The 23,766-nt window shown below is 61.4% G+C and carries 21 protein-coding genes and 1 tRNA gene; 11 read left to right on the forward strand and 11 right to left on the reverse strand.

All coding sequences use genetic code 11. From position 1 onward, the window contains the following. The first annotated feature begins 76 nt into the window (after positions 1 to 76). Positions 77 to 1,804 (forward strand): glycosyltransferase family 39 protein, encoded by a 1,728-nt coding sequence (locus tag VF436_RS02535; RefSeq protein WP_330902404.1) that lies wholly within the window; start codon positions 77 to 79, stop codon positions 1,802 to 1,804. After that, positions 1,791 to 2,762 carry a glycosyltransferase gene (locus VF436_RS02540; RefSeq protein WP_330902405.1) on the forward strand — a complete coding sequence of 324 codons (972 nt, stop codon included), beginning with the start codon at positions 1,791 to 1,793 and terminating at the stop codon, positions 2,760 to 2,762. Before VF436_RS02535 ends, VF436_RS02540 begins: the two co-directional genes overlap by 14 nt. A gap of 15 nt (positions 2,763 to 2,777) precedes the next feature. Here the strand turns inward: VF436_RS02540 and VF436_RS02545 are convergent, their stop codons facing one another. The 4 genes from VF436_RS02545 to VF436_RS02560 form a co-directional block, all read right to left on the reverse strand. Beyond that, on the reverse strand, positions 2,778 to 3,590 hold the full coding sequence (locus VF436_RS02545; protein WP_330902406.1) for a glycosyltransferase family 2 protein: 813 nt from the start codon (positions 3,588 to 3,590) through the stop codon (positions 2,778 to 2,780). A 3-nt stretch (positions 3,591 to 3,593) separates the two neighbouring features. Continuing rightward, positions 3,594 to 4,511 carry a glycosyltransferase family 2 protein gene (locus VF436_RS02550; protein ID WP_330902407.1) on the reverse strand — a complete coding sequence of 306 codons (918 nt, stop codon included), beginning with the start codon at positions 4,509 to 4,511 and terminating at the stop codon, positions 3,594 to 3,596. Between the two features lies 1 nt (position 4,512). Then, positions 4,513 to 5,451, reverse strand: a complete 939-nt coding sequence (locus tag VF436_RS02555) for a UDP-glucuronic acid decarboxylase family protein (protein ID WP_330902408.1) — start codon at positions 5,449 to 5,451, stop codon at positions 4,513 to 4,515. 97 nt (positions 5,452 to 5,548) lie between these two features. Next, a complete protein-coding gene (locus VF436_RS02560) occupies positions 5,549 to 6,844 on the reverse strand; it encodes an O-antigen ligase family protein (protein WP_330902409.1) in 1,296 nt (431 codons plus the stop codon). 174 nt (positions 6,845 to 7,018) lie between these two features. On the opposite strand from VF436_RS02560, the gene VF436_RS02565 reads away from it, so the two are divergent. The 4 genes from VF436_RS02565 to VF436_RS02580 all read left to right on the forward strand — a co-directional run bounded on the left by VF436_RS02565 (position 7,019) and on the right by VF436_RS02580 (position 11,199). Further along, positions 7,019 to 7,834 (forward strand): glycosyltransferase family 2 protein, encoded by an 816-nt coding sequence (locus tag VF436_RS02565; protein ID WP_330902410.1) that lies wholly within the window; start codon positions 7,019 to 7,021, stop codon positions 7,832 to 7,834. A gap of 3 nt (positions 7,835 to 7,837) precedes the next feature. Further along, complete coding sequence (locus VF436_RS02570) at positions 7,838 to 8,878, forward strand: CDP-glycerol glycerophosphotransferase family protein (protein ID WP_330902411.1); 1,041 nt, start codon at positions 7,838 to 7,840, stop codon at positions 8,876 to 8,878. Positions 8,879 to 9,154: 276 nt separating this feature from the next. Continuing rightward, positions 9,155 to 10,882: an ArnT family glycosyltransferase gene (locus VF436_RS02575; protein WP_330902413.1), complete on the forward strand. Its 1,728-nt coding sequence runs from the start codon at positions 9,155 to 9,157 to the stop codon at positions 10,880 to 10,882. Beyond that, positions 10,879 to 11,199: a tetratricopeptide repeat protein gene (locus tag VF436_RS02580; RefSeq protein WP_330902414.1), complete on the forward strand. Its 321-nt coding sequence runs from the start codon at positions 10,879 to 10,881 to the stop codon at positions 11,197 to 11,199. The genes VF436_RS02575 and VF436_RS02580 overlap by 4 nt, the downstream gene beginning before the upstream one ends. A gap of 136 nt (positions 11,200 to 11,335) precedes the next feature. Here the strand turns inward: VF436_RS02580 and VF436_RS02585 are convergent, their stop codons facing one another. After that, the gene (locus VF436_RS02585) at positions 11,336 to 12,214 is read right to left on the reverse strand and encodes a lipid A biosynthesis acyltransferase (RefSeq protein WP_330902415.1); all 879 of its coding nucleotides are present in this window, start codon (positions 12,212 to 12,214) and stop codon (positions 11,336 to 11,338) included. Between the two features lie 195 nt (positions 12,215 to 12,409). Here VF436_RS02585 and dtd point away from each other — a divergent pair, with 195 nt between their 5' ends. The 3 genes from dtd to VF436_RS02600 all read left to right on the forward strand — a co-directional run bounded on the left by dtd (position 12,410) and on the right by VF436_RS02600 (position 15,693). After that, entirely contained in the window at positions 12,410 to 12,850 is a 441-nt protein-coding gene (gene dtd, locus VF436_RS02590; protein WP_330902416.1) for a D-aminoacyl-tRNA deacylase, read from the forward strand. Positions 12,851 to 13,027: 177 nt separating this feature from the next. Further along, positions 13,028 to 14,887 carry an RNA polymerase sigma factor RpoD gene (gene rpoD / locus VF436_RS02595; RefSeq protein WP_330902417.1) on the forward strand — a complete coding sequence of 620 codons (1,860 nt, stop codon included), beginning with the start codon at positions 13,028 to 13,030 and terminating at the stop codon, positions 14,885 to 14,887. Between the two features lie 101 nt (positions 14,888 to 14,988). Continuing rightward, positions 14,989 to 15,693, forward strand: coding sequence for a hypothetical protein (locus VF436_RS02600; protein WP_330902418.1), 705 nt, complete (start codon positions 14,989 to 14,991; stop codon positions 15,691 to 15,693). Positions 15,694 to 15,948: 255 nt separating this feature from the next. On the opposite strand, the gene VF436_RS02605 is transcribed toward VF436_RS02600, so the two are convergent. Together VF436_RS02605 and VF436_RS02610 are read right to left on the reverse strand one after the other, a co-directional pair. Beyond that, entirely contained in the window at positions 15,949 to 17,937 is a 1,989-nt protein-coding gene (locus VF436_RS02605; RefSeq protein WP_330902419.1) for an SPFH domain-containing protein, read from the reverse strand. Positions 17,938 to 18,150: 213 nt separating this feature from the next. Beyond that, positions 18,151 to 18,753, reverse strand: a complete 603-nt coding sequence (locus VF436_RS02610) for a DUF2170 family protein (protein ID WP_330902420.1) — start codon at positions 18,751 to 18,753, stop codon at positions 18,151 to 18,153. A gap of 329 nt (positions 18,754 to 19,082) precedes the next feature. Here VF436_RS02610 and VF436_RS02615 point away from each other — a divergent pair, with 329 nt between their 5' ends. Beyond that, positions 19,083 to 19,562: a hypothetical protein gene (locus tag VF436_RS02615; RefSeq protein WP_330902421.1), complete on the forward strand. Its 480-nt coding sequence runs from the start codon at positions 19,083 to 19,085 to the stop codon at positions 19,560 to 19,562. A gap of 210 nt (positions 19,563 to 19,772) precedes the next feature. On the opposite strand, the gene VF436_RS02620 is transcribed toward VF436_RS02615, so the two are convergent. Both VF436_RS02620 and VF436_RS02625 read right to left on the reverse strand, forming a co-directional pair. After that, the gene (locus VF436_RS02620; RefSeq protein WP_330902422.1) at positions 19,773 to 19,961 is read right to left on the reverse strand and encodes a hypothetical protein; all 189 of its coding nucleotides are present in this window, start codon (positions 19,959 to 19,961) and stop codon (positions 19,773 to 19,775) included. Between the two features lie 109 nt (positions 19,962 to 20,070). After that, entirely contained in the window at positions 20,071 to 20,442 is a 372-nt protein-coding gene (locus VF436_RS02625; protein ID WP_330902423.1) for a nuclear transport factor 2 family protein, read from the reverse strand. A 140-nt stretch (positions 20,443 to 20,582) separates the two neighbouring features. On the opposite strand from VF436_RS02625, the gene VF436_RS02630 reads away from it, so the two are divergent. Further along, positions 20,583 to 20,658, forward strand: a tRNA-Ile gene (locus tag VF436_RS02630). A 906-nt stretch (positions 20,659 to 21,564) separates the two neighbouring features. On the opposite strand, the gene VF436_RS02635 is transcribed toward VF436_RS02630, so the two are convergent. Both VF436_RS02635 and VF436_RS02640 read right to left on the reverse strand, forming a co-directional pair. Continuing rightward, positions 21,565 to 22,419 (reverse strand): hypothetical protein, encoded by an 855-nt coding sequence (locus VF436_RS02635; RefSeq protein WP_330902424.1) that lies wholly within the window; start codon positions 22,417 to 22,419, stop codon positions 21,565 to 21,567. Positions 22,420 to 22,637: 218 nt separating this feature from the next. Further along, positions 22,638 to 23,752 (reverse strand): IS3 family transposase gene (locus tag VF436_RS02640; protein ID WP_330902425.1). Its coding sequence is split into 2 segments (ribosomal slippage): positions 22,638 to 23,500 and positions 23,500 to 23,752, totalling 1,116 coding nucleotides; the frame shifts between segments, so codons are not numbered across the junction. Positions 23,753 to 23,766: the final 14 nt, after the last annotated feature.

Below are 23,766 nucleotides of genomic sequence, written 5' to 3' on the forward strand. Positions count from 1 at the left end.
CATCTCCAATCCCCCAAAAGCGCTCGCTAAGCCATCCCTGCGATAATCCCCCGGCCACGATCACCCAAGGCCTCGCATGACCTCAACCGACCAAGCCGACCGTCGCCTCTTCTGGCTGATGCTGCTGTTTGCCTTCGTGGTGATTGGTGCCGGTATTGGCCTGCGCGATCCCTGGCCGTCGGATGAGCCGCGTTTCACGCTGGTGGCCAAGCAGATGGTCGAAAGTGGCGACTGGCTGTTCCCGCACCGGGGCTCGGAGCTGTATTCGGACAAGCCGCCGATGCTGATGTGGCTGGAAGCGGCCAGTTACACCGTATTGCGCAGCTGGCGGGTGGCATTCCTGTTGCCGTCGCTGCTCGCGGCGCTCGGCTGTGTGCTGCTGTTGTATGACCTCGGGCGGCGGCTATGGAACCGTCGTGTCGGCTTTTTTGCCGGCATGGCCTTGCTGATGTGCTTTCAGTTCGTCTATCAGGTCAAGCGCGCGCAGATCGATCCCCTGGTGGTGTTCTTCATCACCGCGGCCAACTACGGCCTGTTGCGACATACCCTGCTCGGTCCGAACTGGCGCATGTACTGGCTGGGCTGCTTCTGCGCCGGACTTGGTGTCATCACCAAAGGCGTGGGTGTGCTGGCGCTGTTGATGCTCATCCCCTATGCGTTTGCCTCACGCATGCGCTGGCAAGGCGTCGCCCCGATGGGCGAAGGCGCGTGGTGGCGCTGGCTGCTGGGCCTGCCGGCCATCCTGCTGGCCATTGCACTGTGGTTGGTGCCGATGCTGCTCACCGCCCAGGCGCGCAGCGGCGAAAACCCGGCGTATATGGCCTACGTCAACGACATCCTGTTTCACCAGACCGCCGGGCGCTACGCCCATGCGTGGCATCACGTGCATTCGCCGGTCTATTACATCCCGATCCTGTTGTTCAGTTGGCTGCCGCTGTCGCTGACCTATCCGGGCACGCTGCCACGTTGGTGGCGCGCACTGAAGGCCAGGGACGCGCGCGTACTGCTGCCGCTGGGATGGATGGTGCTGTTGCTGTTGTTTTTCAGCGCTTCGCCGGGCAAACGCGATGTCTACATCCTGCCGGCCGTGCCCATGCTCGCCCTGGTCACCGCGCCGTTCCTGGAAGATTTACTGACCTCGCGCTGGCTGCGTCGATCGGGCCTCGCCTTCACGGGCCTGCTCGGCGCTATCTTGCTGCTGCTTGGCATCTACGCGCTGGCCGCTCATCCGCGCTTCGCCATGAACCTGGCGACCTCGCGCGGATTCGAGGAAGGCGAGAACGCGCTGTGGTGGATGTGCGTGACGATCGGTGTCTTGCAGCTGGCGATGGTGGCGTTGTTCGGCATGCGCCGCGCCGCGCTTGCGGTGGTCGGTGGCATGACGGCACTGTGGCTGGTGTGGAGTTTCTGGGCTTATCCGCTACTGAACGATTCCAGTTCATCGGCCGGACTGATGCGTGATGTGCGCGCCAGGCTTGGACCTGGCGATGATATTGGCCTGATCGACTGGACCGAACAGAATCTGCTGATGATTGGCCGTCCCGCGATCGACTTCGGCTTCAAGCAACCCACGCGCAAGCAATACGCAGCCGGCGTGCAATGGCAGGCACAGGCACCGGCCACGCGCTGGCTGTTCGCCCAGGACGCAGCCATCGGCGACTGCGTGCAACGCGACAAGGCTATCGATCTGGGCCATGCCAATCGCCGCCAGTGGTGGCTGTTCAAGACCGATGCGGTGATACCCGGCTGCATGCCCGCCAAGGACGACAACCTGCCCGTGGACCCGGAAAATGCCGAACAGTAAGCGTTGCCAGCTCATCGCACGTGACAATGGCGCCGGCCTGAGCCGGGATTTGCAGCGGCTGGCCGAGGCCTTACGCGCACATGGCAACGGTGCTCATGTCCTGGGGTTGCCACATCGCGGCAGCGTCGCCCAGTGGCTGACTCGCTGGCGCTTGCGCGGCAAGGCACCCGCCTTCGATGTCAACCTGATGCTCGAACGCATTCGCCCGGAATTCATCGCGGCCGCACGGCGGAACATCGTGATACCCAACCCCGAATATTTTCGCCCCGAAGATCGCGCGGCGCTGCCGCGGATGGACGAGGCCTGGGTAAAGACGCGGCATGCGCAGCGACTATTCGACGCATTGGGCGCTACCACACGCTTCATCGGCTTCGACAGCGAAGACCGTCTGCTGGCTGATATTCCACGCAAGCACGCGTTTTTCCACGGCCCGGGGCGTAGCGGCAACAAAGGCACAGCCGCGCTGTTGCGTCTGTGGGCAAGGCATCCGCAATGGCCCATGTTGACCATTGCCTGGCGGCGCAAACGCGTCGAGATCGACGTCTTGCCGGCTAACGTCACCTTGCTGCGCGAGCATCTCGATGACGACGATTACCAACGCATGCAGAACGAACACCTGTTTCATCTATGCCCGTCGCAGACCGAGGGATACGGTCATTACATCGCTGAGGCCATGAGCTGCGGAGCGGTGGTGGTCACGCTCGATGCCGAACCGATGAACGAGCTGGTCACCGCAGAGCGCGGCGTACTGGTCAAGGCGCATGCGGCAGGCACACAGGACCTGGCCACGCTTTATGCGTTTGACGACATCGCCATGGAACACGCCGTCACGCGCTGCGTGGCCATGAGCGCCGAGGAAGCCCGTGATCTAGGCAAGGCGGCAAGAGCATGGTTCGAAACCAACCGGGCAGCATTTCCCGACCGAGTCACCGAAGCGCTCCAACGGAAACGCGGCTGAGGGCTTTATGGAAGATCAAGCGTGCCGATCCATGCCCAGCTCGCACCGCACGATCTTCTGTTCCACCGTGGCCTTGAACAAGCGATTGTTGGGCAGGCTCATGTCGTCGACGTCGGGCTGCGCGCGTGAAGCATGCTCCAGGTGCACGGCCAGGGCACACCATTTCAACTGTCGCCGTTTGACGCCGGCATTGCCCAGGCGTGCTGCCAGCTCGCGGTCTTCCGCGCCGTAGCCCTCCATGCGCTCGTCGAAACCATTGACGCGCAGCAGGTCATCGCGCCAGAAACTCATGTTGCAGCTCATCACGCGCCCGCCATTACGCCCCTTCGCCTTCCATCGCGCCAACGCGGGTTGATGAAAGGCGTACAGGCGCCGCATGCCATCGAACACGTGGAAATCAGCGCGCGACCAAGGGGCAAATACCGGCCGGCCACCGGCAAGCAATCGCCCGGTCTCTTCCGCGGTCGACTTGATTCGACCGCCCTGCAAGAAGTATCCGCGCTCGGCCAGCATCAGGTGATCGGCCACGAAATCCCGGTGCAGTACCATATCGCCGTCGATCAGGATGATGTACTCACCCGTCGCCGCGGCAAAACCACGGTTACGTGCACGCGCGGCGCGAAACCCTTTGTCTTCCTGCCATACGTGGCGCAACGGCACGGGAAAACCAGCGGCAAACGACGCCACGCAGGCAGCGGTGGCTTCCGTGGAGCCATCATCGGCAACGATCACTTCGTCGGGCAGTCGGCGCTGCGCGGCGATGCTTTGCAACACCAGGCGCAAGGCTTCTGGCCAGTTGTACGTCAGCACGACAAGGCTGGTTTTCATACGTTACTTCTGTTTGCTGCGCGCACCGCGCGACAGGATCGCCAGCGCGCGCTCCAGGCGCTTCCACCACACAGCCGGGCCACGCATGGCGATATCGGCGTACATGCAGGCCTCTTTCCAAGTGGGCGCGCTGCGCGACTTGAACTCATGCTTGGCCAGATCCAGCGCGTGGATATCCAGGTTCATGCGTTGCGCGTAGAAATTGATCAGGCTACGCGAACGAAACTGCGCGAGGAATTCACGCGCTTTCTTCTGATCGTGCCACCATCCATTGCGCCCATGAATGCGATAGTGGACTTGCCCTGTCGGCAGGAAATATTTCTTCGCACCCAGCACACTAGCCCCGAAGACCAGACAGTTGTCGGCCGAAATACGCCATTGCGCGACAAATTCCGGCGGCAGGTCCAGCACCCGCTCAGCCAGGCGTCGACGCAGGGCCAGCGCCGACGTCGGCGCGCCATACCAATGCGCGCGCACCCAGGTGCCAAGCACCGTATAGCCCAGGTCCATCGGTTCGGTCGCATACCCCTGCCGGCCCGATTCATTGCCGATCAGTTGCACGTCGGAGAAGACGAAATCGATATCGCCGCGCGCCGCAAACACCTCGGCCAATGACCTGAGGTAATCTGCGCCCCAACGATCATCGGCATCGAGAAAGCACACCACATCACCGGAGGCCTGCGCCAGGCCACGCTGGAATGCCGTCAACTGCCCACCATTGGGACCGGTCACCAGGTTCACGCGCCCATCGCCGCCATAGCGCTCCCGCAGCAGCTCCAGCGACCCGTCCGTCGAGCCATCATCGACGACGATGACTTCCATCGGCAGATGGCCTTGCGCCAGCGCGCTGTCCACGGCCTCGACCACGAATTCGCGGTAGTTGTAATTGGTGACGACGACCGAGAATGTCAGGCCAGTCATGTCACTTGCCCAACAATCGCCGGAAATAGGCGATCGTCTCGCGCAAGCCGTCGTCCACGTGTACTTGCGGCTCCCACCCCAGCTTTTCCTTGGCCAGGGAGATATCCGGCTGGCGTTGGCGCGGGTCATCCTGTGGCAGTGGCTTGAACACCAGCTTTGAACTGCCTCCGACCATGCCGATGATCTTCTCGGCCAGCTCGCGGATGGTGTGTTCGTGCGGATTGCCGATATTCACCGGCCCGGTGAAGTCCGGGCCTGTTTCCATCGTACGCACCATGGCTTCGATCAGGTCGTCGACGTAGCAGAAACTGCGCGTCTGCTGACCATCGCCATAGATGGTGATGTCTTCGCCACGCAGTGCCTGCACGATGAAATTACTCACCACGCGCCCATCATTGGGATGCATGCGCGGGCCGTAGGTATTGAAGATGCGCACCACTTTGACATCCAGCGCGTGCTGGCGGTGATAGTCGAAGAACAGCGTCTCGGCACAGCGCTTGCCTTCGTCGTAGCAGCTTCGGATACCGATCGGGTTCACACGGCCCCAGTATTCCTCACGCTGCGGATGGACTTCCGGGTCACCATACACTTCGCTGGTCGATGCTTGCAGGATGCGCGCACGCAAGCGCTTGGCCAGACCGAGCATGTTGATCGCGCCATGCACGCTGGTCTTGGTGGTCTGCACCGGATCATGCTGGTAATGCACCGGCGAAGCCGGGCAGGCCAGGTTGAAGATGCGGTCCACTTCCACGTAAAGCGGAAAGGTGACGTCATGGCGCATCAACTCGAAATACCGGTGATCGAGCAGGTGCAGGATGTTCTGCTTGCTGCCGGTGTAGAAATTGTCCAGGCACAACACGTCATGACCGTCGCGGATCAGCCTGTCGCAAAGATGCGATCCCAGAAAACCCGCACCGCCCGTCACCAACACTCTGCTCATTCACCGTCCCCTACGAACCCGTGGATCGCACGGGCGGGCTAAAAACTTGGTTATCGGTGAATCATACAGTCAGTTACGCGTGACTTAAAAAGCTGGGTCAGCGGGTTTCGACAGTAATGTCCAACGCGAGCCGCCCGGCGCGCTCGCGAATCCCCAGCGCAATGGCCAGCGAGAATGGCAGCCAGATCAGGATCCAGCCGGGGCGAGGGCTGTCCAGCAGCTGCGGCATGTCCAGTTGCAGCACGATCGAGGCATACAGCCACAACCCGAGCAGGATGCGTCCACGCATGCTGTCACGATGGCGCCAGCCCTGCCAGCCGACCATCAACCACATCATTACAGTCAGCAGCAGACCGGGGATGCCCAGCTCCATGGTCACCTGGGTCAGCAAATTGTGCGTGTGGGTATAGGCCACCCCGCCCACCAGTAGCGCGATCGGTGCGCCCTGCCCCTGGCCCAGCCACGGGTGGCTGTAAATCTGGTGCATGGACTGCATGAAGAGCTCGGGGCGCCAGGACATGCCGCGCTCGGTCAACAGATGCATCGGAAGGGCGATGGCCGTGGCAAGCAGCATCACTGCCATGGCCATCGCCCAGGGCTTCCAGCCGATGCCATGCCATAGCGGCGCCAGGGCCAGGCAGACGCCAAGCGCCAGCCATACGCCGCGCGTCTGCGTCAGCGCCACGAAAGTCAGCAACAGCACGATGCTGCCCCATCGCAGCAGCGCCATGCGGCGCGTGCGCAGGCGCAGTTGGGTCATCCAGATGGCGACAGCCCCCATCAAGGCCGCGGCATAGTTGGTGGTAGCAATGATGCCCTCGCCAGCAATGCGATCGGACGTATCGGGGTGAAAGGCAAATAGAAGGCAGTAAAACGCAGCGCAGGCCGCTACGCCCATACCACCGATGAACAGCAGCATGCCGACGTAGTCCTCGCCATCGGCATCCCATAATTGCCACGCCAGGATGAAGGTCATGACGCTGAGCAGGCGGCCCAACTCGTCACCAGGCCGCCTTAGATGCGCCCACACCAAAGACAAGGTCGCCCAGGCGAGCAGCGCCAGAAACACACGAAACTGTGGCAGCGACCAGAGCTCGCGCCAAAGCCTGCCACGCTGGGCGAACGCCAGGCACAAGGCCGGCAGGTACATCAGCAACACCAGGATCGCTTGGTAGGTCTTGCTCGGGTTGAACGAAATGCTCGATGGCATGACCACCATGCCCCAGAGCATCCAGAGGATGCCCACGCCCAGCACGTAGCGCCATGTCTCGCGCTGCCCGACCGAGGCCTGCCACAGGGCCAGCACCGCCGAGCGTCGCGACAATGACTTGCCGACCGAGGCCTCCAGCAATCCGCCCTGGCTTCCCTGCGGCAACAGCACCCGTTCGCTCATTCGTGCACCACATCCTGGCATCCGGCACCGGCCGGACATTGTTTCATTTATTGGGGACCAACTTGCGTGGATACTGCGGGAAGCCACCTGAAAATCAGCCGACCGCGCTACCCTTGTCGGTTGATTGAACGCGCCACATCACCATTCGGCATACCTGCGGATAGAATTCACAGCATGCTCACGCTCCCCATCACACTCGTCGTCATCACGCACAACGAGGCCGAAAACATCGCACGCTGCCTGGACAGCGTGCCGTTCGCCGCTGAAAAGCTGGTCGTCGACAGCGGCAGCGAGGACGATACCGTGGCCGTGGCACAGGCCCATGGCGCACGCGTGGTGCATCAGGCATGGCTGGGCTTTGGCCCGCAGCGCAACTTTGCCTCTACCCAGTGCAGCCACGACTGGATCCTGGCACTGGATGCCGACGAGTACCTCTCACCAGAGCTGGCTGCCGAGCTGGTCGAGCAATGGCCGGCGCTGATGGCTGGCCAGGCACCCGCCGTGGTGCTACGCCGCAGCACCATCTACATGGGTCGCCCGATGCGCTGGTATCGGCCTGCCATGGGCGAAAAAATGGCACGCCTGTATCACCGTGGACGCGCGCGCTGGGCTGACGTGCGGGTCCATGAATCGCTGCGCTATGAAGGCCAGGCCCCGATACTGAAGGCACCTTTCAACCACGCCAACAACCCCACTCTGGTGCATAAGCAGCTCAAGGTGTTGCGTTATTCCGAGCTCAAGTGCCTGGACTGGCTGGACAAGGGCAAGCCCGTGCGCATGTGGCAGGCCCCATTCGTATTCTTCCTCGCCTTCGTCAAGGACTACTGGCTGCGCCTGGCGTTTCTCGATGGCTGGCGCGGTTTCATGATCGCGCAGACGGCGGCCAGCTACGCGCTGTACAAACGCATGCGTTACTACGAAATGCGCCACAATCCCGATTCGGTCACGCTTGCCCGTACTGCCCTCACCCGCCACAAGATCGATCGCTGAGCCATGCCCGACACCAAGAAGCACTACCTCCTCTACGGTTCGGAGCGTTACGCGCTGGCCATCTTGCGCCCGATACAAGAGGCCATTCGCGCACGCGGACACGACGCGGCCTGGTTCTTCGACGGCCCTGGCGCAGAAGACCTGGTCGACGGCGAACGATTGCTCACCGTCGATGAAGTTCGCGCGTGGAAGCCCATCGCCTGCATTACTTCATCCAATCACTTGCCGCACTTCTTTCCCGGCGTCAAGGTGGAAACTTTCCACGGCTTCGATGCCGGCAAGCCCAGGCACATCTATATCCGCGGTTTCTTCGATCTGTATTGCACCACGGGGCCGCGCGATACCGCGCAATTCCAGGCATTGGCCGACGAGCTGGGGCATTTCAGCGTGATCGAAACCGGCTGGCCCAAGCTCGATCCCTTCATGAAGGAAATCGCCGGCGACCTGCCCCCCGTGCGCAAACCGCCGGTGATCCTGTATCACTCCACATTCTCGCCCTCCTGGAGCGCAGCCGAAACGCTATACGAAGAGGTCAAGCGACTGTCGCGCGATGGCCGCTGGCACTGGATAGTCACCTTCCATCCCAAGATGAACGCGCAAACGCGCGAGAAATACCTGGCGCTACAAAACGATTACCTGACCTTCGCCGAGAACGACAACATCCTCGATCTGTTTCCCCAGGTCGACATGATGTGCTCGGATACCTCCTCGGCGCTGAGCGAATTCCTGTTGACCGGCAAACCCGTGGTGACGTTCAAGAACCGGCGACCAGGGCCGCAGCTTATCGACATCGATGATCCGGCCCAGTTCGAACCGGCCATTGAGCGCGCCTTGTCACGCCCGCCGGAACTGATGCAGGCCATCGCCGATTTCAGCAACGCCATCCACCCGTACCGCGACGGACATTCGAGCGAGCGGGTGCTGGACGCCATCGACACCTTCATCGCGCGCGGCGGCCGCAACCGCAAGCGCAAGCCGGGGAACTGGTGGCGCAAGTTCAAGCTGCGCAAGCGGATCGGGTATTGGGGACGAGCGAGCTACTGAATATCGCAGGCGCAAGGGCAAGCGGCGAGGACGAATGCCCGCACGCGCCCGAATACGTTGCATGTCGTTTCGTGGGGCCTGACGCCCCGCTCCTTAAAGGCCGCCTGGCGACCGGCCTGACCGGCTCTCCAACCCTAACCCCAGCCAAACCGCGGCGGCTAAAAAGCCTGCCAAGTCATTGATTCGTCCACTCAACCTGTACGCAGACTCGCGCGTTGCAGGTATAACCGAATTCCCTGGGGTTAAAATCCCGTCATCTCCTGGAAGAGTCGACCCGTGTCATCAAGCGCATACAGCCGTACCGAACACCTCAGAGCCCTCTGGCCCTGGCTGCCGCTATGGATCGTCGTCGCGCTGATAGCCATGTTTTCCCATGGCCCGATGCCACTGTATTCCACGCGCACCCTGGCCGTAGCTTGGGAAATGTGGAGCCAGCATCACTGGTTGGTGCCGCATATCAACGGCGAGCCCTATAGCGAGAAGGTGCCGCTGCTGTTCTGGATGATCCACGCCGGCTGGTTCGTGTTTGGCGTCAACGATGTCTGGCCGCGCGTATTGGAGGTAGCTTTCGGCGCTTTCGAGCTGATGCTGCTGGCCACCCTGGCACGCCGCCTGTTTCCCTCGCGCGCCTGGGTCGCACGCGCCGCGCCATGGATGCTGATGGCGCTCAGCTATGCGTTTCTGTTCGGCTTGCAGATCATGTATGACGTGCTGCTGGCTGTCTGGGCGTTGGCCGCGCTGGTGTGTCTGGTGCCCAAGCCCGGCCGCGATGAGCCGCGCTGGCTGTTGTTCGGCGTGTGCATCGGCCTGGGCCTGCTGACCAAGGGCCCGGTGATGCTGGTGCACGTGGTATTCCCCTGGTTGCTCGGCCCCCTGTGGAACGACTGGGCGGCACAGCATCGTGGCCGCTGGTACGGCCGCGGCGTGCTGGCCGTCGTGCTGGGACTGGCCATCCTGCTGGCCTGGGCCCTGCCTGCCGGCTTCAGCGGCGGCGAGGCCTATCGCCAGCGACTATTTTTCACCCAGACCGCCGGGCGCGTGGTCAACGGCCTGCAACATGCCGAACCGCTACAAAGCCATGCACGACCGCTGTGGTGGTACCTGATGTGGATCCCGGTGCTCACCTTCCCGCTGGCCGCATGGCCGCGCACAGTGGTCGCGTTGTGCATGCTGCGCAAGCCGCTGGAATCGGGCCTGCGCTTCGCGCTGTGCTGGCTGATACCCACGTTCATCGTATTCTCGCTGATCAGCGGCAAGCAGCTGTATTACCCGCTACCCGAGTTTGCCTGCGTGGCGCTGCTGTTGGCCGGCGCCATCGCGGTGCTGCGCGAGAAGCATCCCAATCTTGCCAATCATGCGTGGCTGGGCACCTGGATACTCGGCGTGGGCGGTATCGCGCTGGCCATCTTCCTGTTCGTGCTACCCAATCTGGTGAATGGCAATCACCTGCACGGCGAATGGTTCGATGGCGCAGCTTCACACAGCCGCGCCTTCAGCATCGTCTTCGTCCTGCTGGGCGCCTTGCTGCTGGTACGTGGCCGTGGCGAAACACGTCGCATGGCCATCGCCGGCCTGATCGGCACGCTGGCACTGAATTCGTTGTTCACCCTGACGCTTTGGCCCAAGTACGATCTCAACCCGACCGCGCGCCTGCTCGCCGCCGCTGATGCCGACCATCGCGACGTGGCCTACCTGGGCAATTACGAAGGCCAGTTCAACTTCGCCGCGCGCCTGACCCGGCCGATCCACGAGTTGCGCGACGACCAGGACGTGCAGGCCTTCGCCGCCGCACACCCCAACGGCCTGATTCTGACGCCGGCAAACCATCTCGACGCCGATGCGCTGCGCTACCCGATCATGGCCCAACCATTCCGCTCGTCATGGTTGATCGCGTGGCCGGCTACCTCCCTGGCGCTGTTGCGGGCGGGCCAGGTTCCGCCGGAGCCGACCCAGCCCACGCGAATCTACCAAGCCACCGACTGGCGCAACCGCAATCTGCCGTGAACGAAGCGCTGATCGCCAATCTGCGCCATCAATGCGGCGGCCCACGCGACGGCGCCCTGTTGCGCTTCGCGCTGGGCAATGCATTGCTCGGCGCTGGCGACCCGGCCGGTGCCGCCGAAGAACTGCGCCGCGCCGTGACGTTCGACCCTCACTACACCGCCGCCTGGAAGCTCCTGGGCAAAGCGGCCCTCGCCCTCGACGACGCCCCCACCGCCCGCGACGCCTGGCAACGCGGCATCACCGCCGCTGCCAAACACGGCGACAAGCAGGCGGAGAAGGAGATGGCTGTTTTCCTGCGTAGACTCGGTAACGGGTGAAATCGCTCGCTGCGCGAGCTGTAAAGACGCGCCTGCGGCCGCTGTTAAAGGTAAAGCGTAAAAGCCGTCGCCGCTCTGCCCTCTTCACTGGTTGCGCAGCAACCGACTTCGCAGGTCGCAAAGCAACCGGCCTCCCTCAATAAGGACTCGGTCGGTCGCTGCGTGTGTATCGCTTGTAATGCCATTGATACTGCGTGAATGCCAGTTCCACGCATTGCTCGACGCCACGATTGAGCGCGGTGCAGGCGGTGGCCAGGTCATCGTCGGCCAAGCCTTCGGGCGCGGGAATCAGGTGTATGCGAAAACCTTCGCCGCGTGGCAGGCGCTCGGCAAAGGCGAACAGCACGGTGGCGCCGGTGCGCGCGGCAAGGCGCGGCAGTAGCACCATGGTTTCCGCATCGCGACCGAAGAAGGGCGCGAGCTGTCCCTCGCCCGAGCGCGGCTTCTGGTCGGGCAGGATACCCACCGTGCCACCAGCGGCCAGTCGCTTGTAGAGTGTGCGCACTCCAGCGCCCTCGGCACGCACCTGCTCAGGCGCCAGTGCACCGCGCGCCTTGCGCAGCAAGGCTTCGACAGCGGCGATACGTGGCGGGCGATACAGGATCGCCATGGTCGTCTTGCGGCACAGCCAGTAGTTGAGCAACTCCCAGCAACCCAGGTGCGGTGCGGCGATGATCACGCCCTTGCCCGCAGCCAGGGCTTCATCGAACAACGCCTCGCCACGCACCTCACGCACCAGCGCCAGGGCGCGCATGGCATCACTACCCCAGATCTTGGCGATCTCGGTAATCGACCTGCCACTGTCGATCATCACCTCGCGCAACAACGCCGCCTGCGCCTGCGCACCCAGGTCGGGCCGCACGATGCGCAAATTGGTCGCCGTATGCCGCACCGACCGCGCCTGCCGCCACAGCGACACTTTGCCGATCCATCCACCCATCGCATGCAGGGCACGCAAGGGCAACAGACCGAACAGGCGAAGAAGCAGGTAAAGCAGGTAGATGTCGGGGCGCATTAGGGGGTAGGCCGGCCGCTGCGCGGCCTGTGAGGGGTGAGGAGTGAGGCGCAAAAGCGAGATGGTACGCGACGTGACGAGTTGGGGGTGAGGCATGAAGGGCTATAAAGTAAAAACAGAAGCCACATATCCGCGTAACTCTGCCCCCTTACTCCTCACAGGCCGTGCAACGGCCGGCCTCACTCCTGACGCAAAATGATCTCCCTCATCCAACGTGTCCAATCCGCCCGCGTCGATGTCGCCGGGCAAACCGTCGGGGCCATCGGGCCTGGCCTGCTGGCCCTCGTGGGGGTGCAACCCGGTGATGGCGAGCCGCAGGTTCGGCGCATGCTTGAGCGCCTGCTTGGGTACCGCGTCTTTGGCGACGACCAGGGTCGGATGAACCGCAGCCTGACCGATACCGGCGGCGGGCTGCTGCTGGTCAGCCAATTCACCCTGGCCGCCGACACCCGCTCGGGCATGCGGCCGAGTTTTACGTCGGCCGCCGCCCCCGAGCAGGGTAGGAAATGGTTCGATCGACTGGTCGAACTGGCGCGCGCGGCGCACCCGGGGGTGGAAATCGGGCAGTTCGGTGCCCATATGGAAGTGCACCTGGTCAATGATGGACCGGTCACTTTCTGGCTCGAAGTTCCCTGAATCGCGCCGGGTAGCCATACGGCCCTCAAAACATCCCACGGTTTCGCCGATATCACTCGCAAGCGCTTGTTTGGCGCGATTTTTGCGTGTTCCGGTCGCGCGAACTTTTCCTTGAAAACTGGTCAAAAAAGCGCCACATCGGTATACTGATCGGTTCCTGCATACGCGGCGGTAGGTATGAATAGTAAAGCTCCTGAGCAACAGTCCGAAATTAAAGCACTGATCTCCAAGGGTCTGGAGCAGGGCTATCTGACTTACGCCGAGATCAACGATCACCTGCCCGACGACGTCGTCGATCCGGAGCAGATCGAAGACATCATGGCGGTGCTCAAGGGCGTCGGCATCGAGGTGCATGACGCCGCTCCGGACTCCGATCCGCTGGCCGAGAACAGCGGTGGCGGCACCGACGACGAAGCCGCGGCCGAAGAAGCCGTGGCCCTGCTGTCGGCTGTCGATTCCGAAGTGGGTCGCACCACCGATCCGGTCCGCATGTACATGCGTGAGATGGGCACCGTCGAACTGCTGACCCGCGAGGGCGAAATCGCCATCGCCAAGCGCATCGAGGAAGGCCTCAGCCAGGTGCAGACCGCGCTGGCCAGCTTCCCGCTGACCATCCAGCTGCTGCTTGAGGAATACGACCAGCATCTGGACGGCAAGCGCCGCCTGAGCGAAATCCTTGCCGGCTTCGCCGACCTGGAAGAAGCCGCCGACGCCGCCCAGGCTGCCCTGGCCGAAGAAGTCTCCGACGCCGACGTCGAGTCCGACGACGACGAAGAAGAATCCGGCGACGGCAGCAGTGACGAGGACGAGGGCCCGAGCGGTCCGGATCCGGAAGAGGTCAAGCGCCGCATGGAGTTGCTGCGCGACTTCTACGGCAAGTTTCAGAAGGCCGCGCCCAAGACCACGGACCTGGGCGACAAGAAGGTCGCCAAGCTGCGCCAGGAAATGGCCGAGGAATTCCTCAAGCTCAAGCTGCCTTCGGCATTGATCGACAGTTTTGTGCGCAAGCTGCGCGAAGTGGTCGGCGACATCCGCCACCACGAGCGCGCGCTGATGGATATCTTCGTCAAGCAGGTGAAGATGCCCAAGGCCGAGTTCATCAAGACCTTCCCCAGCAACGAGGGCAACCTCGAATGGGCGAACGAACTGGGACGCAAGCGCCAGAAGTGGTCGCCGAACATCAAGAACTTCAAGGACGCCATCGATGCCGAGCAGGAAAAACTCGGCGCCATCGAGCGCCAGTTGTTCCTGCCGCTGACCGACATCAAGGAAATCAACCGCACCATGTCGGTGGGTGAGGCCAAGGCTCGCCGCGCCAAGAAGGAAATGGTCGAGGCCAACCTGCGCCTGGTCATCTCCATCGCCAAGAAGTACACCAACCGCGGCCTGCAATTCCTCGACCTGATCCAGGAAGGCAACATCGGCCTGATGAAGGCGGTGGACAAGTTCGAATATCGCCGTGGCTACAAGTTCTCCACGTACGCCACATGGTGGATTCGCCAGGCCATCACCCGCTCGATCGCCGACCAGGCGCGCACCATCCGTATCCCGGTGCACATGATCGAGACGATCAACAAGTTGAACCGCATTTCCCGCCAGATGCTGCAGCAGTTCGGCCGCGAGCCGACGCCGGAAGAACTGGCCAAGGAAATGGAAATGCCCGAGGACAAGATCCGCAAGGTGTTGAAGATCGCCAAAGAGCCGATCTCGATGGAAACCCCGATCGGCGACGATGAAGATTCGCACTTGGGCGACTTCATCGAGGACACCAACGCGTCCTCGCCGGTCGAGTCGGCCACCGAAACCGGCTTGATGGAAACCGTGCGCGACGTGCTTGCCGGCCTTACCCCGCGAGAGGCCAAGGTGCTGCGCATGCGCTTCGGCATCGACATGAACACCGATCACACGCTGGAAGAAGTCGGCAAGCAGTTCGACGTCACCCGCGAGCGCATCCGTCAGATCGAAGCCAAGGCCCTGCGCAAGCTGCGTCACCCGAGCCGTTCGGAGCAACTGCGCTCGTTCCTGGACATCGACTGAGCCGTTGCGGTCAGCCAGACAAGAAAAACCCGCTTCGGCGGGTTTTTTCTTGTCTGCGCCATCTCGACATGTATTCTGCAAGATCCAGGAGATGACCACCCATGACTGAGCTTTCGGTTAACCATCGCGAACGCATAGACTCCGGATTGGGTTTTGTGTGGGACAAGCTCCCAACTGCTGCGCACACGGCGGCGGACATCCCGCCCGGTGCAACCGACGTGGTCTTGCTACGTATCAAGCGTTCGCATAAAGGCATCGCCGGACAACCGCAAATCCGCCGCCTCTGGGCGCATAACGTCGACCAGGCCTATCTGGACGAAATCACGCCATTGCGCGACCTGGAGTCGCTCTACATGACACGCGTGACCGCCACCGACCTTTCGGCATTACGGGACATGCCAAAGCTCCAATCGCTTAGTGTCATCGACGCCACCAAACTCACCACGCTCGATTGGCTACCCCGGACGCCGACACTGCGTGCGCTCGCCCTCGAAAACCTTAAACGCATCGAAAGCGTTGACGCCCTATCCAGCCTGCCCCAACTGCGCGCCGTGGCGATTGAAGGCAGCATGTGGACGCCGATGCGTATTGCCTCTCTGCAACCGTTGGCAGCCCTGCACGCCCTGGAATACGTGTTCCTGACCAACCTGCGCGTGGCCGACAAGTCACTCGAACCGTTGCACGGCCTGAAACAGCTGAAAGCCCTGCACTGTGCTGATTTCTACAACGCCGCTCAATTCCGCAAGCTGGCATTGGCGCAACCGCGCCTGCGCTGCGACTGGTTCAACAAGTACCCGGCGGCATGATCACACGCGCTCCATGCATGGGCCACTGCGCCCATGTCGCCACGCTCCTTGGAGCGGACAGATAGTCTGCCTGAGTGTTTCCCTGGTTCGGCCGTACTTATGTGATCTCATGCGCCCCAAGAAAAAGCCCCGCCGAAGCGGGGCTTAGTTGCTCCCTGCAAACCATCCCTGGCATGCCACCTCCTCACCGGATCGACACCGCCCTCCTGGCGGTATCGGGCCATCCCTGGCCGCAGCACCCGGTTACACGCGCACTTATCCCTGTTGCAGCGCGCGTGACGACTCATCGGGCAAGCTGGCGTCAGCCTTCTCCGCCAACAGTGAGCTGGCCAACTGGATCAGCGACGACAGTCCACCGGTGTTGCCGGCATCGCCGCTGCCCAGCGCGATCTTCGGCACGATGGCGATATGGCCGTCCCTGATAGCTTCGGCGAACTGTGCGCCCAGGGTATTGATCAGTTGCAGGCGCGCACCTTCGCCGGTCAACGCCTTGGACTTGGCGTGAATAGCCTCCGCCTCGGCCTTACCCACCGCAGCAATCGCACTGGCGCGGCCATCGCCTTCGGCAGTCAGGCGACGACGTTCGGCATCGGCATCGATACCAATGACCTCGGCTCGCTTGTTGGCCTCCACCACCGATGCCTCACCCACGTTCTTCTTGATCTCGATATGGATCACCGAATTGGTCAGCTCGGCCTGGATGTCAGTCTTGGCGCGCGCCTCACGCAGCGAGCGCTCCTTCACCGTCGACTGCTCCTGCAACTCGAACGTCGCCACCTGCTCCAGTGCCACCTGGCGATCACGCAGCTGATTGAGGATCGCATCGATGCGCGCGCCAGAGGCATTTCCGGTGCTGCCATGCGGCGTACCGATCAGCACTTCCTGAAGCTCCAGGTTATAGGCTGCAAAGCGCGTCATCATTTCCACGCCAGCGACCTTCTGCACGTCCGCGCGATCCTGGATCAACTGGATCAACGTCTTGGTCTGGCCGATGTTCTTGAAATACGCACTCACCATCGGGTCCAGCGTCTGGTCCACCAGGCGCTTGATGTCACCGAAGCGCTGCACCACCAACGGTGCCTTGCGATAGTCGATATGCACCACCACCGACAACGGCAGCAACGGCTCGAAGGCGTCCTTGGTGATCAACGACACTTCCGACAGGTTTTCGTCGAATTTGTGATTGTTGGTGACTTCCGGCGTCCATTTCAAAATGAAATTGGTCGTCGGCACCAGTTGGATCTTGCCCGCATAGGTGTTGAAGGCATACTTGCCCGGCAGCAACGGCTCTTTCCACACGCCACGGCATTCGTTGTCCACCAGTTCGCCATGCGAATAGCCCTCGCCCGAGCGATCCATGCCCTGCTTGCCGATATAGGAAACCACTACACCCACAAAGCCCACCGGCACCACGGTCTTGGGAATGAAATCCACCGTGGCAAACAAGCGGTTGATGTAATACGTGCCTTCCACCAGCACCTGGTGCTGGCGACCACGACTACCGCCGGCGCGCAGGAAGGCATCGATGTTCTGGAAATTGTTATGGAAGGTCAGGCGATTGGCGGCATCCTGACCCACGCGCGGGGCGACGATTTCATCGGCAGGCAGCACCGGGCCATCGTGCACGGTGACCACACCGAGCATGTCATTGACGGCATCTTCCGTGGCAGCTTTTGGATGGCCACCCACGATGACCACGGGCGAGAAGCCACCGCGATCACGCAGCACGTTGCCCATCTGATCGATGGTGCCACGCTCCTCCTCCGATAGCAGCAAGCCATGCACCCGCGTAGCCGTGATGATGGCGAACTGCGCCACGTTGATGGCATACGTACCTTCGCGCAGGATGGCACGCTGCGGGCCCTTCTGGCCGTGCGCCTTCAGAAACGCGGCGGCATCTTCGATACCTGGCTCCACATTGCGACCCAAGGCCTGACCATCGATCAGGTCTTCGCCGTCGCGCGCAAAGATGTAGCCAATTTCGCCTTGCGGGATGGTCACCAGTTCCACCTTGTGCACCCGATACTGAAAAGGCGCGAAGTAGTGCAAGCCGCCACGCAGCACACGCGGCTGATAACCCACCTCCGCGTTCAGCGCGATCAATCCACGCACCAGCGACGGTGCGCCCCACAGGCGTTCGACCACACCCACGCGGTCATTGGGTATGTAGACAATGACGTTGGATATGAAAACCAGCACGATCAACACAACAACGGCAGCAGCGATTGCAATGAGCCAGGTCATGGCTGAATGTCCTTGTGTAATGAGCCCCGGCCTCGCCGGGAGAGCTCGAAAAATCGGCCGCTGCCAGCAACTGGCAAAGCGACCCCTAGCCACCCGGTGCGCGGGCAGCCCTCGATGGATAAACCGGAAAACCCCTTGGAATGGGCGACTAACGCATGGCACCAGGCGCCGCGCAGACACACGGTTGACGTAGACGATGCATGGCAATTTTCCCTATCGGATAAGACCGGAGAGTTCGTTGACCGTATCGATGGCGTTGCGCCCCATCACGTCGAGCTCCTCGACGATATTGGCCAGTGGCGCATGCGCGGAAATCTGTCCAAACAGAATGTAGTGATCGCCAACCAGACCCACGTTGGATAACGGCAGGCGCGGCCCCAGGCGCAGGCAGGCCTCATTGAAACGAGCCGGATCGATAACCGAGGCCACATCGCACAAGGCCACGGCCATGAAGATCTCATGCTCGCTCACAACCAGTTGCACGGGCTGGTCACCGTAGTGCGCCAGCGCCAGTTCCACGGCGGGCGGCGCATCGTGCATGCGGATATCGACCAGATGCGGCCGTGTGGCCGCGTACTCGCGCAAGGCATCGAACAAGCCTTGCGTGCTCCATTTGTCGTTCATGTCGGCGAGGTCCATGCCCTCGATCAACCGTTCGGTGCGCACGTTGCGGTGACTACGCAGAAACTCCCTGACCAACGCCTGTTCGCTCGAAGTCATGTAGATCCGCGGAATCGTCATGCCCATCCGCGTCATGCGTTCACGAAACGCCTTCTGGCGTTGCGCTCCCGTGCTGACTGCCTGTTTGGATGACATGGCTTTGCCGGCGCTCCCTGACGCTACGCGTTACGCGTAACGGAATGGATGCGTACGATACGCCGGTCAGGGCTGCTACACAATCACACTGCTGCGGCGCGGCGCAATTTAATAAATAACAATATTAATCAGCAACTTACGTATTGAGTTTAGCGCAACTCAGCCGCTCGGCACGGAGGCCATCCCGGGACAACCTGGTGTAAAGGCCTTGTCTTGGCTGGCTGGCCTTCCCTGCTTCCGCATTCTTCCGGCAGGCCGCCTTCAATTCGCCATCTGGCAACCCGTATCAGCCACATCGCAGGACCACACTGCCAGCCAAGGAGACTTCGATGAAATCCTGGTTGATCTGTGTCGCGACGCTGTTGCTGCTTCCCTTGCTGGCATTGGCCGCGTACGACGTATGCGTATTCCAGCCAGCCCGCCTGGACATGCGCATCGCCATAGCGCATGCACCGGCAGCAGACCGCGTCCCCTCACCAGGCTTCGCTGCCCAATTGCAAATGCAGACTCCGGACCTGGTTCCCTACTCCACGCGCTTGCTGATGCGGCAAGTCGATTTCTCGACATCCCGCTACTGGGGGCTGCACTATTTTCTATGGTCCCAGCTCAACGCGCTGCACCTGTCCGATGACGAGCGTCTGGCCATCATCGCAAGCCAAGGGTTCCCGGCACCGTATGGCCCGGATCTCGTGCACGCCTCGCAATGCGCCTTCGGGGAACAACCCGATCAGCTCGACAGCTCCGACATGACCGCCCTGGTGTGGCTCATTCGCGATGGCGCGCGCCAGAAGACCTGTCCGCACGCATAAATCCGGGACATTCCCCGAGAACACCCGCCCCATGCCACGGCTTGACGACATGAAGATCGACGGTCGCCTGGACCAGTACCGTCAAGGGCGGTGCGCCAGGGGCTTCTCGACGAAGCTGAGGACAGGGATCGACGAAGAGCATCGATGCCCTGGCTTCTATCGGCACTTCGCAAAAAGAAAGGGCCCGCCGAGGCGAGCCCTTTCCAACCATCAGCGGTGGTGAACCACCCGGTGATGCACCGGCCGGCGATGATGCACCGGGTGACGGTGGTGTACCGGATGATGCACGCGATGGTGCACCGGGTGATGCACAGGATGGTGAACCGGCTGCGCCATGACCGGCGAAGCCATCAGGCCCATGCCAAGCACCAGACCCATACCCAACAGCAAACGCTTCATGGCCCCTCCTCAACGTATCGACCGGAATGTGGGCGAAGCTTACTGCACGCGCACGTCGCCGCAACGCCAAGGAAAAAAGAAATTTTCCGACCCGTCCGAACGGTCGCCGTCAGCCCATGTCGTAGAAGAACTGTTCCGAGATCACCTTGTCATCCTTGACGTGGTACACACAGATCTCGGTCATCAACTGCCGTCCGTGTTGCTTCATGGTCACATCCAAGGTCATGGTGATGCTGAACCATTGGCCCGCCACCAGCGGATCGCTGACCTCAATGCGATGCAGGTCATCCACGGCATCCTGGAACGCCTGCCCCTTCTTCAGGATGGCATCGAGCCCCTTCACGCTCCCCAGCGCGCCCGGCTGCGCGCCTGGCGGCTCCAGGCTCTCGGCATCCTGGGCATACAACTCCCGTTGCGCCGCCTCGAACTGTCCCGCCCGACACAACTCCACCAGGCGCCTCGCCACCGACTCGATACTCATGGAAGCCACTCCACAGGAAGGAACCACCAGCCTACGCCCCCAAGCCCCACACCGCGACCCACCCCACCACTCTCGACGCCCCACCGCCCAGCGGCTAAAATTCGACGTTCCCAGCCGCGCAATGCGGCACCGCACGACGCGGGCCTATAGCTCAACGGTTAGAGCAGGGGACTCATAATCCCTTGGTTCCAGGTTCGAATCCTGGTGGGCCCACCACACAACAGTCCAAAGATGTCCGTGTTCTCTAAACCAAAAAGTGGCCAATTTGGCCAAGTTCTTGTTTATGGAAAGCATAAGTTGGCCGGCTTTGGCCGCAGTTAGGCAGGGCAGGGCCTCGTAGGCCATTTAGTCCTTTGGGGCTGCAACGACCCGATCGCGTGCCGAGACGCGCGCGACGGCGGACTGACTGAATGACTTAAGGTGACGGCAGATGGCTCATTGGCCGACCTAGTCGCAAAGGAAGCGCACCCTGTCGCGGACGGTGTGCACGGGCGCTTCGGCCTCAGCAACTATCGTTCTGATAAACGGTTTGCGAGGATATGAGCCATCCATCCTGGTGCGATCAAGCACCAACTGGTCGATCTGTGCCTGCTTCTGAGTACACCGTTGCTTCACGTCGTTTGCGCGCAGTTGGTGAAGCTGACGAACGAGGTTGTCTAAACATGCCGGCCGTGCGTGAGGGTGCATATCAGCCTGCGTGGCCAAGGCCTCGTGTGTTGGATAAGGAGGCCCTCTTTGAAGGGCTTCTTCCAGCAACTGCCGGTATCTGCCCAGGCGCTCCTGACCGATAGCTCGCCGTTTCTTCCTACGCCGAGCCGCTGGTGGAGGGATATCCATCAGTTCTTGAGAACCGGCGCACGTGGGATCTAGCAAGATGTCGAGAAGGGGCGACGTCCCCTAAGCAACCAACCAGCTTCGCTAGAGAAATTGCCCGCAGCCGGCAAACTGGCTGCCATCAGCATCATCGCGTTGCCTATTGTTGACGTCGAGCCTGACCAATACGGGTGACGTCGAGCAGGCAACGCTTGCGAGCAGCGGAGGGCGACCGGGCCAGAAGCGGACAGTCAACACCTGAGTTAAGCCGCGCCGCGAAGCGGCGTCGGCTTGGAGGGATCGTTAGGCCTATCCCCGAGCGGACACAAGCACACAGTCGATATTGAAGGTGCGTTTCAACCGGTTCGCCAAAATGAAATACTGGCGCCTAGGTGATTGCCCCTCATGGAATCTTTCTGCCAGATCACCGTCTTCCTCGATTTGCTCCAGCGCGGCAATGATCTTTGTGTTGATCGCTGCCAATGATATTGGCTCTGCTGATTGCGCGCGTGTCAGCTCTTCATATACAGATTCCACGAAGCTCTTGCCGTCCTCCGCCCGCTCCGGCTCGGAATGGAAGCAAACGTGCTTTTTTAGGCTGTAGGTGTAGTGGTGACTTACCGTTGTGGGGTCAGCGACTTGTCTATGGGGAACAATGCTGATCGAGTGGTCAAATGAAAGATAGTCTCGCCAGTAATACCAACCGGCATCCCACAATCCAGCGGCGCTAGGACCCCAGAACGGCTCCCGAAATGAGTACTTGTAACGCTCAAGGTCGGATTTCGTGTGGAAGAGCGGGGCAACATATCGCGAGTAATTTCCGTTTGAGTGCAGAGCCGCAAGCAAGTTATGCTGCTTATACCTGGCGGACTTCTTGTCTGGGTGAAGTGGAAATGCGTAACAGCCGGGAGCGTCTGCAATTCTAAGTTTTCTTCGCGCAGCTTGCAGAGGTGATTTAGAAAACGTGGGGTAAAGGTCTGCAACCTTTAACTGCAGAAATAGCGGCACAAGAGCGAGTGCTTCCAGGTCATACCCAAGCGCGTTTTCTTGCTTCCCCGCGTACGTGTGAATTTCAAAGCGCTGGCCTGCGTTATAAAAGCTCCTGCGTAAATCGAACTCGATAAGTGTCTGGTATGCAGCTTCAATGAACTCTACACTTTGCATGGGCGCCCTAATTAGGCCGAACTATTGAATATACGGACACGCCTGTCCGGCTATACATCCCCGATCGCGCAATGAAACGCCTACGCAACCCATTTTGCAGGAGCTTATCCTTGCCACGTCCGGCTAACAACCTAACGCAAAGCCGGACACGTGGAACGGCGGCTTTGGGTCGTACTCGGCCCTTCGAAGCATCCTCGGTCGTGGCGTAAGCTCCGCCGTCAAGCAGACACATCAAAAGTAGAATTTCTGGCGTGATTGGTGCGGAATTCGACGGGGCTGAGGCCGCCAAGTGCATCATGGGGTCGTACTTCGTTGTAGTCGATCATCCACCAGTGTGCCGCCTCGCGAACATCTTCGAGGCGGGCAAAGAGGTGCTGGTCCAGGACCTCCTCGCGGAAGGTGCGATTGAAGCGTTCGATAAAGGCATTCTGGTTGGGCTTGCCGGGCTGGATGTATTGAATTGCCACGCCATTGGCTTTTGCCCACTGGGTGAACGCTTCGCCCAGGAACTCCGGCCCGTTGTCTGAACGCACCACCTGCGGCAGTCCGTGGTCGCGCTTGATCTGATCGAAAACTCGCACCAAGCGGCTCGAGGTAATCGATGTATCCACTTCAATATGCAGCGCCTCCCGGTTGAAGTCGTCGACGACGTTGAACGTCCGGAAGCGACGGCCGCAAGCTAGAGCATCACTCATGAAATCAATGGACCACACGGTATCCGGCAGCCTCGGCACATAAAGCGCGACACGCTCGCGTTTCGGAAGGCGGCGCCTCGCTGCGCGCCGGATGTTGAGCTTCATCGCTTTGTACACACGGTAAATCCGTTTTGGGTTCCAATCCTTTCGCTTCTTGCGCAACTGGTCGCTGCACTTCCAGAAGCCCCGGCTTGGCCGCTCTTCCACCAGCTTTGCCAGGGCGGCGATCAACTCCGCGTCGCGCATCGTCCAGTCCAGTGGCGGCGCGTACCAGGCCGCTCGCGACAGCCCCAGATATCCGCAGGACCGGCTCAATGGGCGGTTGTGCACTTCGGTCAGGAAGCGCACCGCCTCTCGCTTATGGGCCGGCCCTATAGTTTTTTTGCGATCAGGTCCTTCAGTGCCGCGTTATCCAGCGCCAACTCCGCGTACATACGCTTCAGCTTGGCGTTCTCCGCCTCCAGGTCCTTCACCCGGCGCAACTCGGACGCCTCCAGGCCGCCGTACTTGCTCTTCCACTGGTAGTACGTGGCGGCACTGATGCCAGCCTGGCGACACAGATCCTTCACCGGCACCCCGGCGTCGGCCTGCTTGAGAATCGAGACGATCTGCGTCTCGGTGAACTTCGATGTGCGCATGGAACCTCCTGACT

It is taken from the genome of Dyella sp., from assembly GCF_036384435.1.
Classification (GTDB): domain Bacteria; phylum Pseudomonadota; class Gammaproteobacteria; order Xanthomonadales; family Rhodanobacteraceae; genus GSA-30.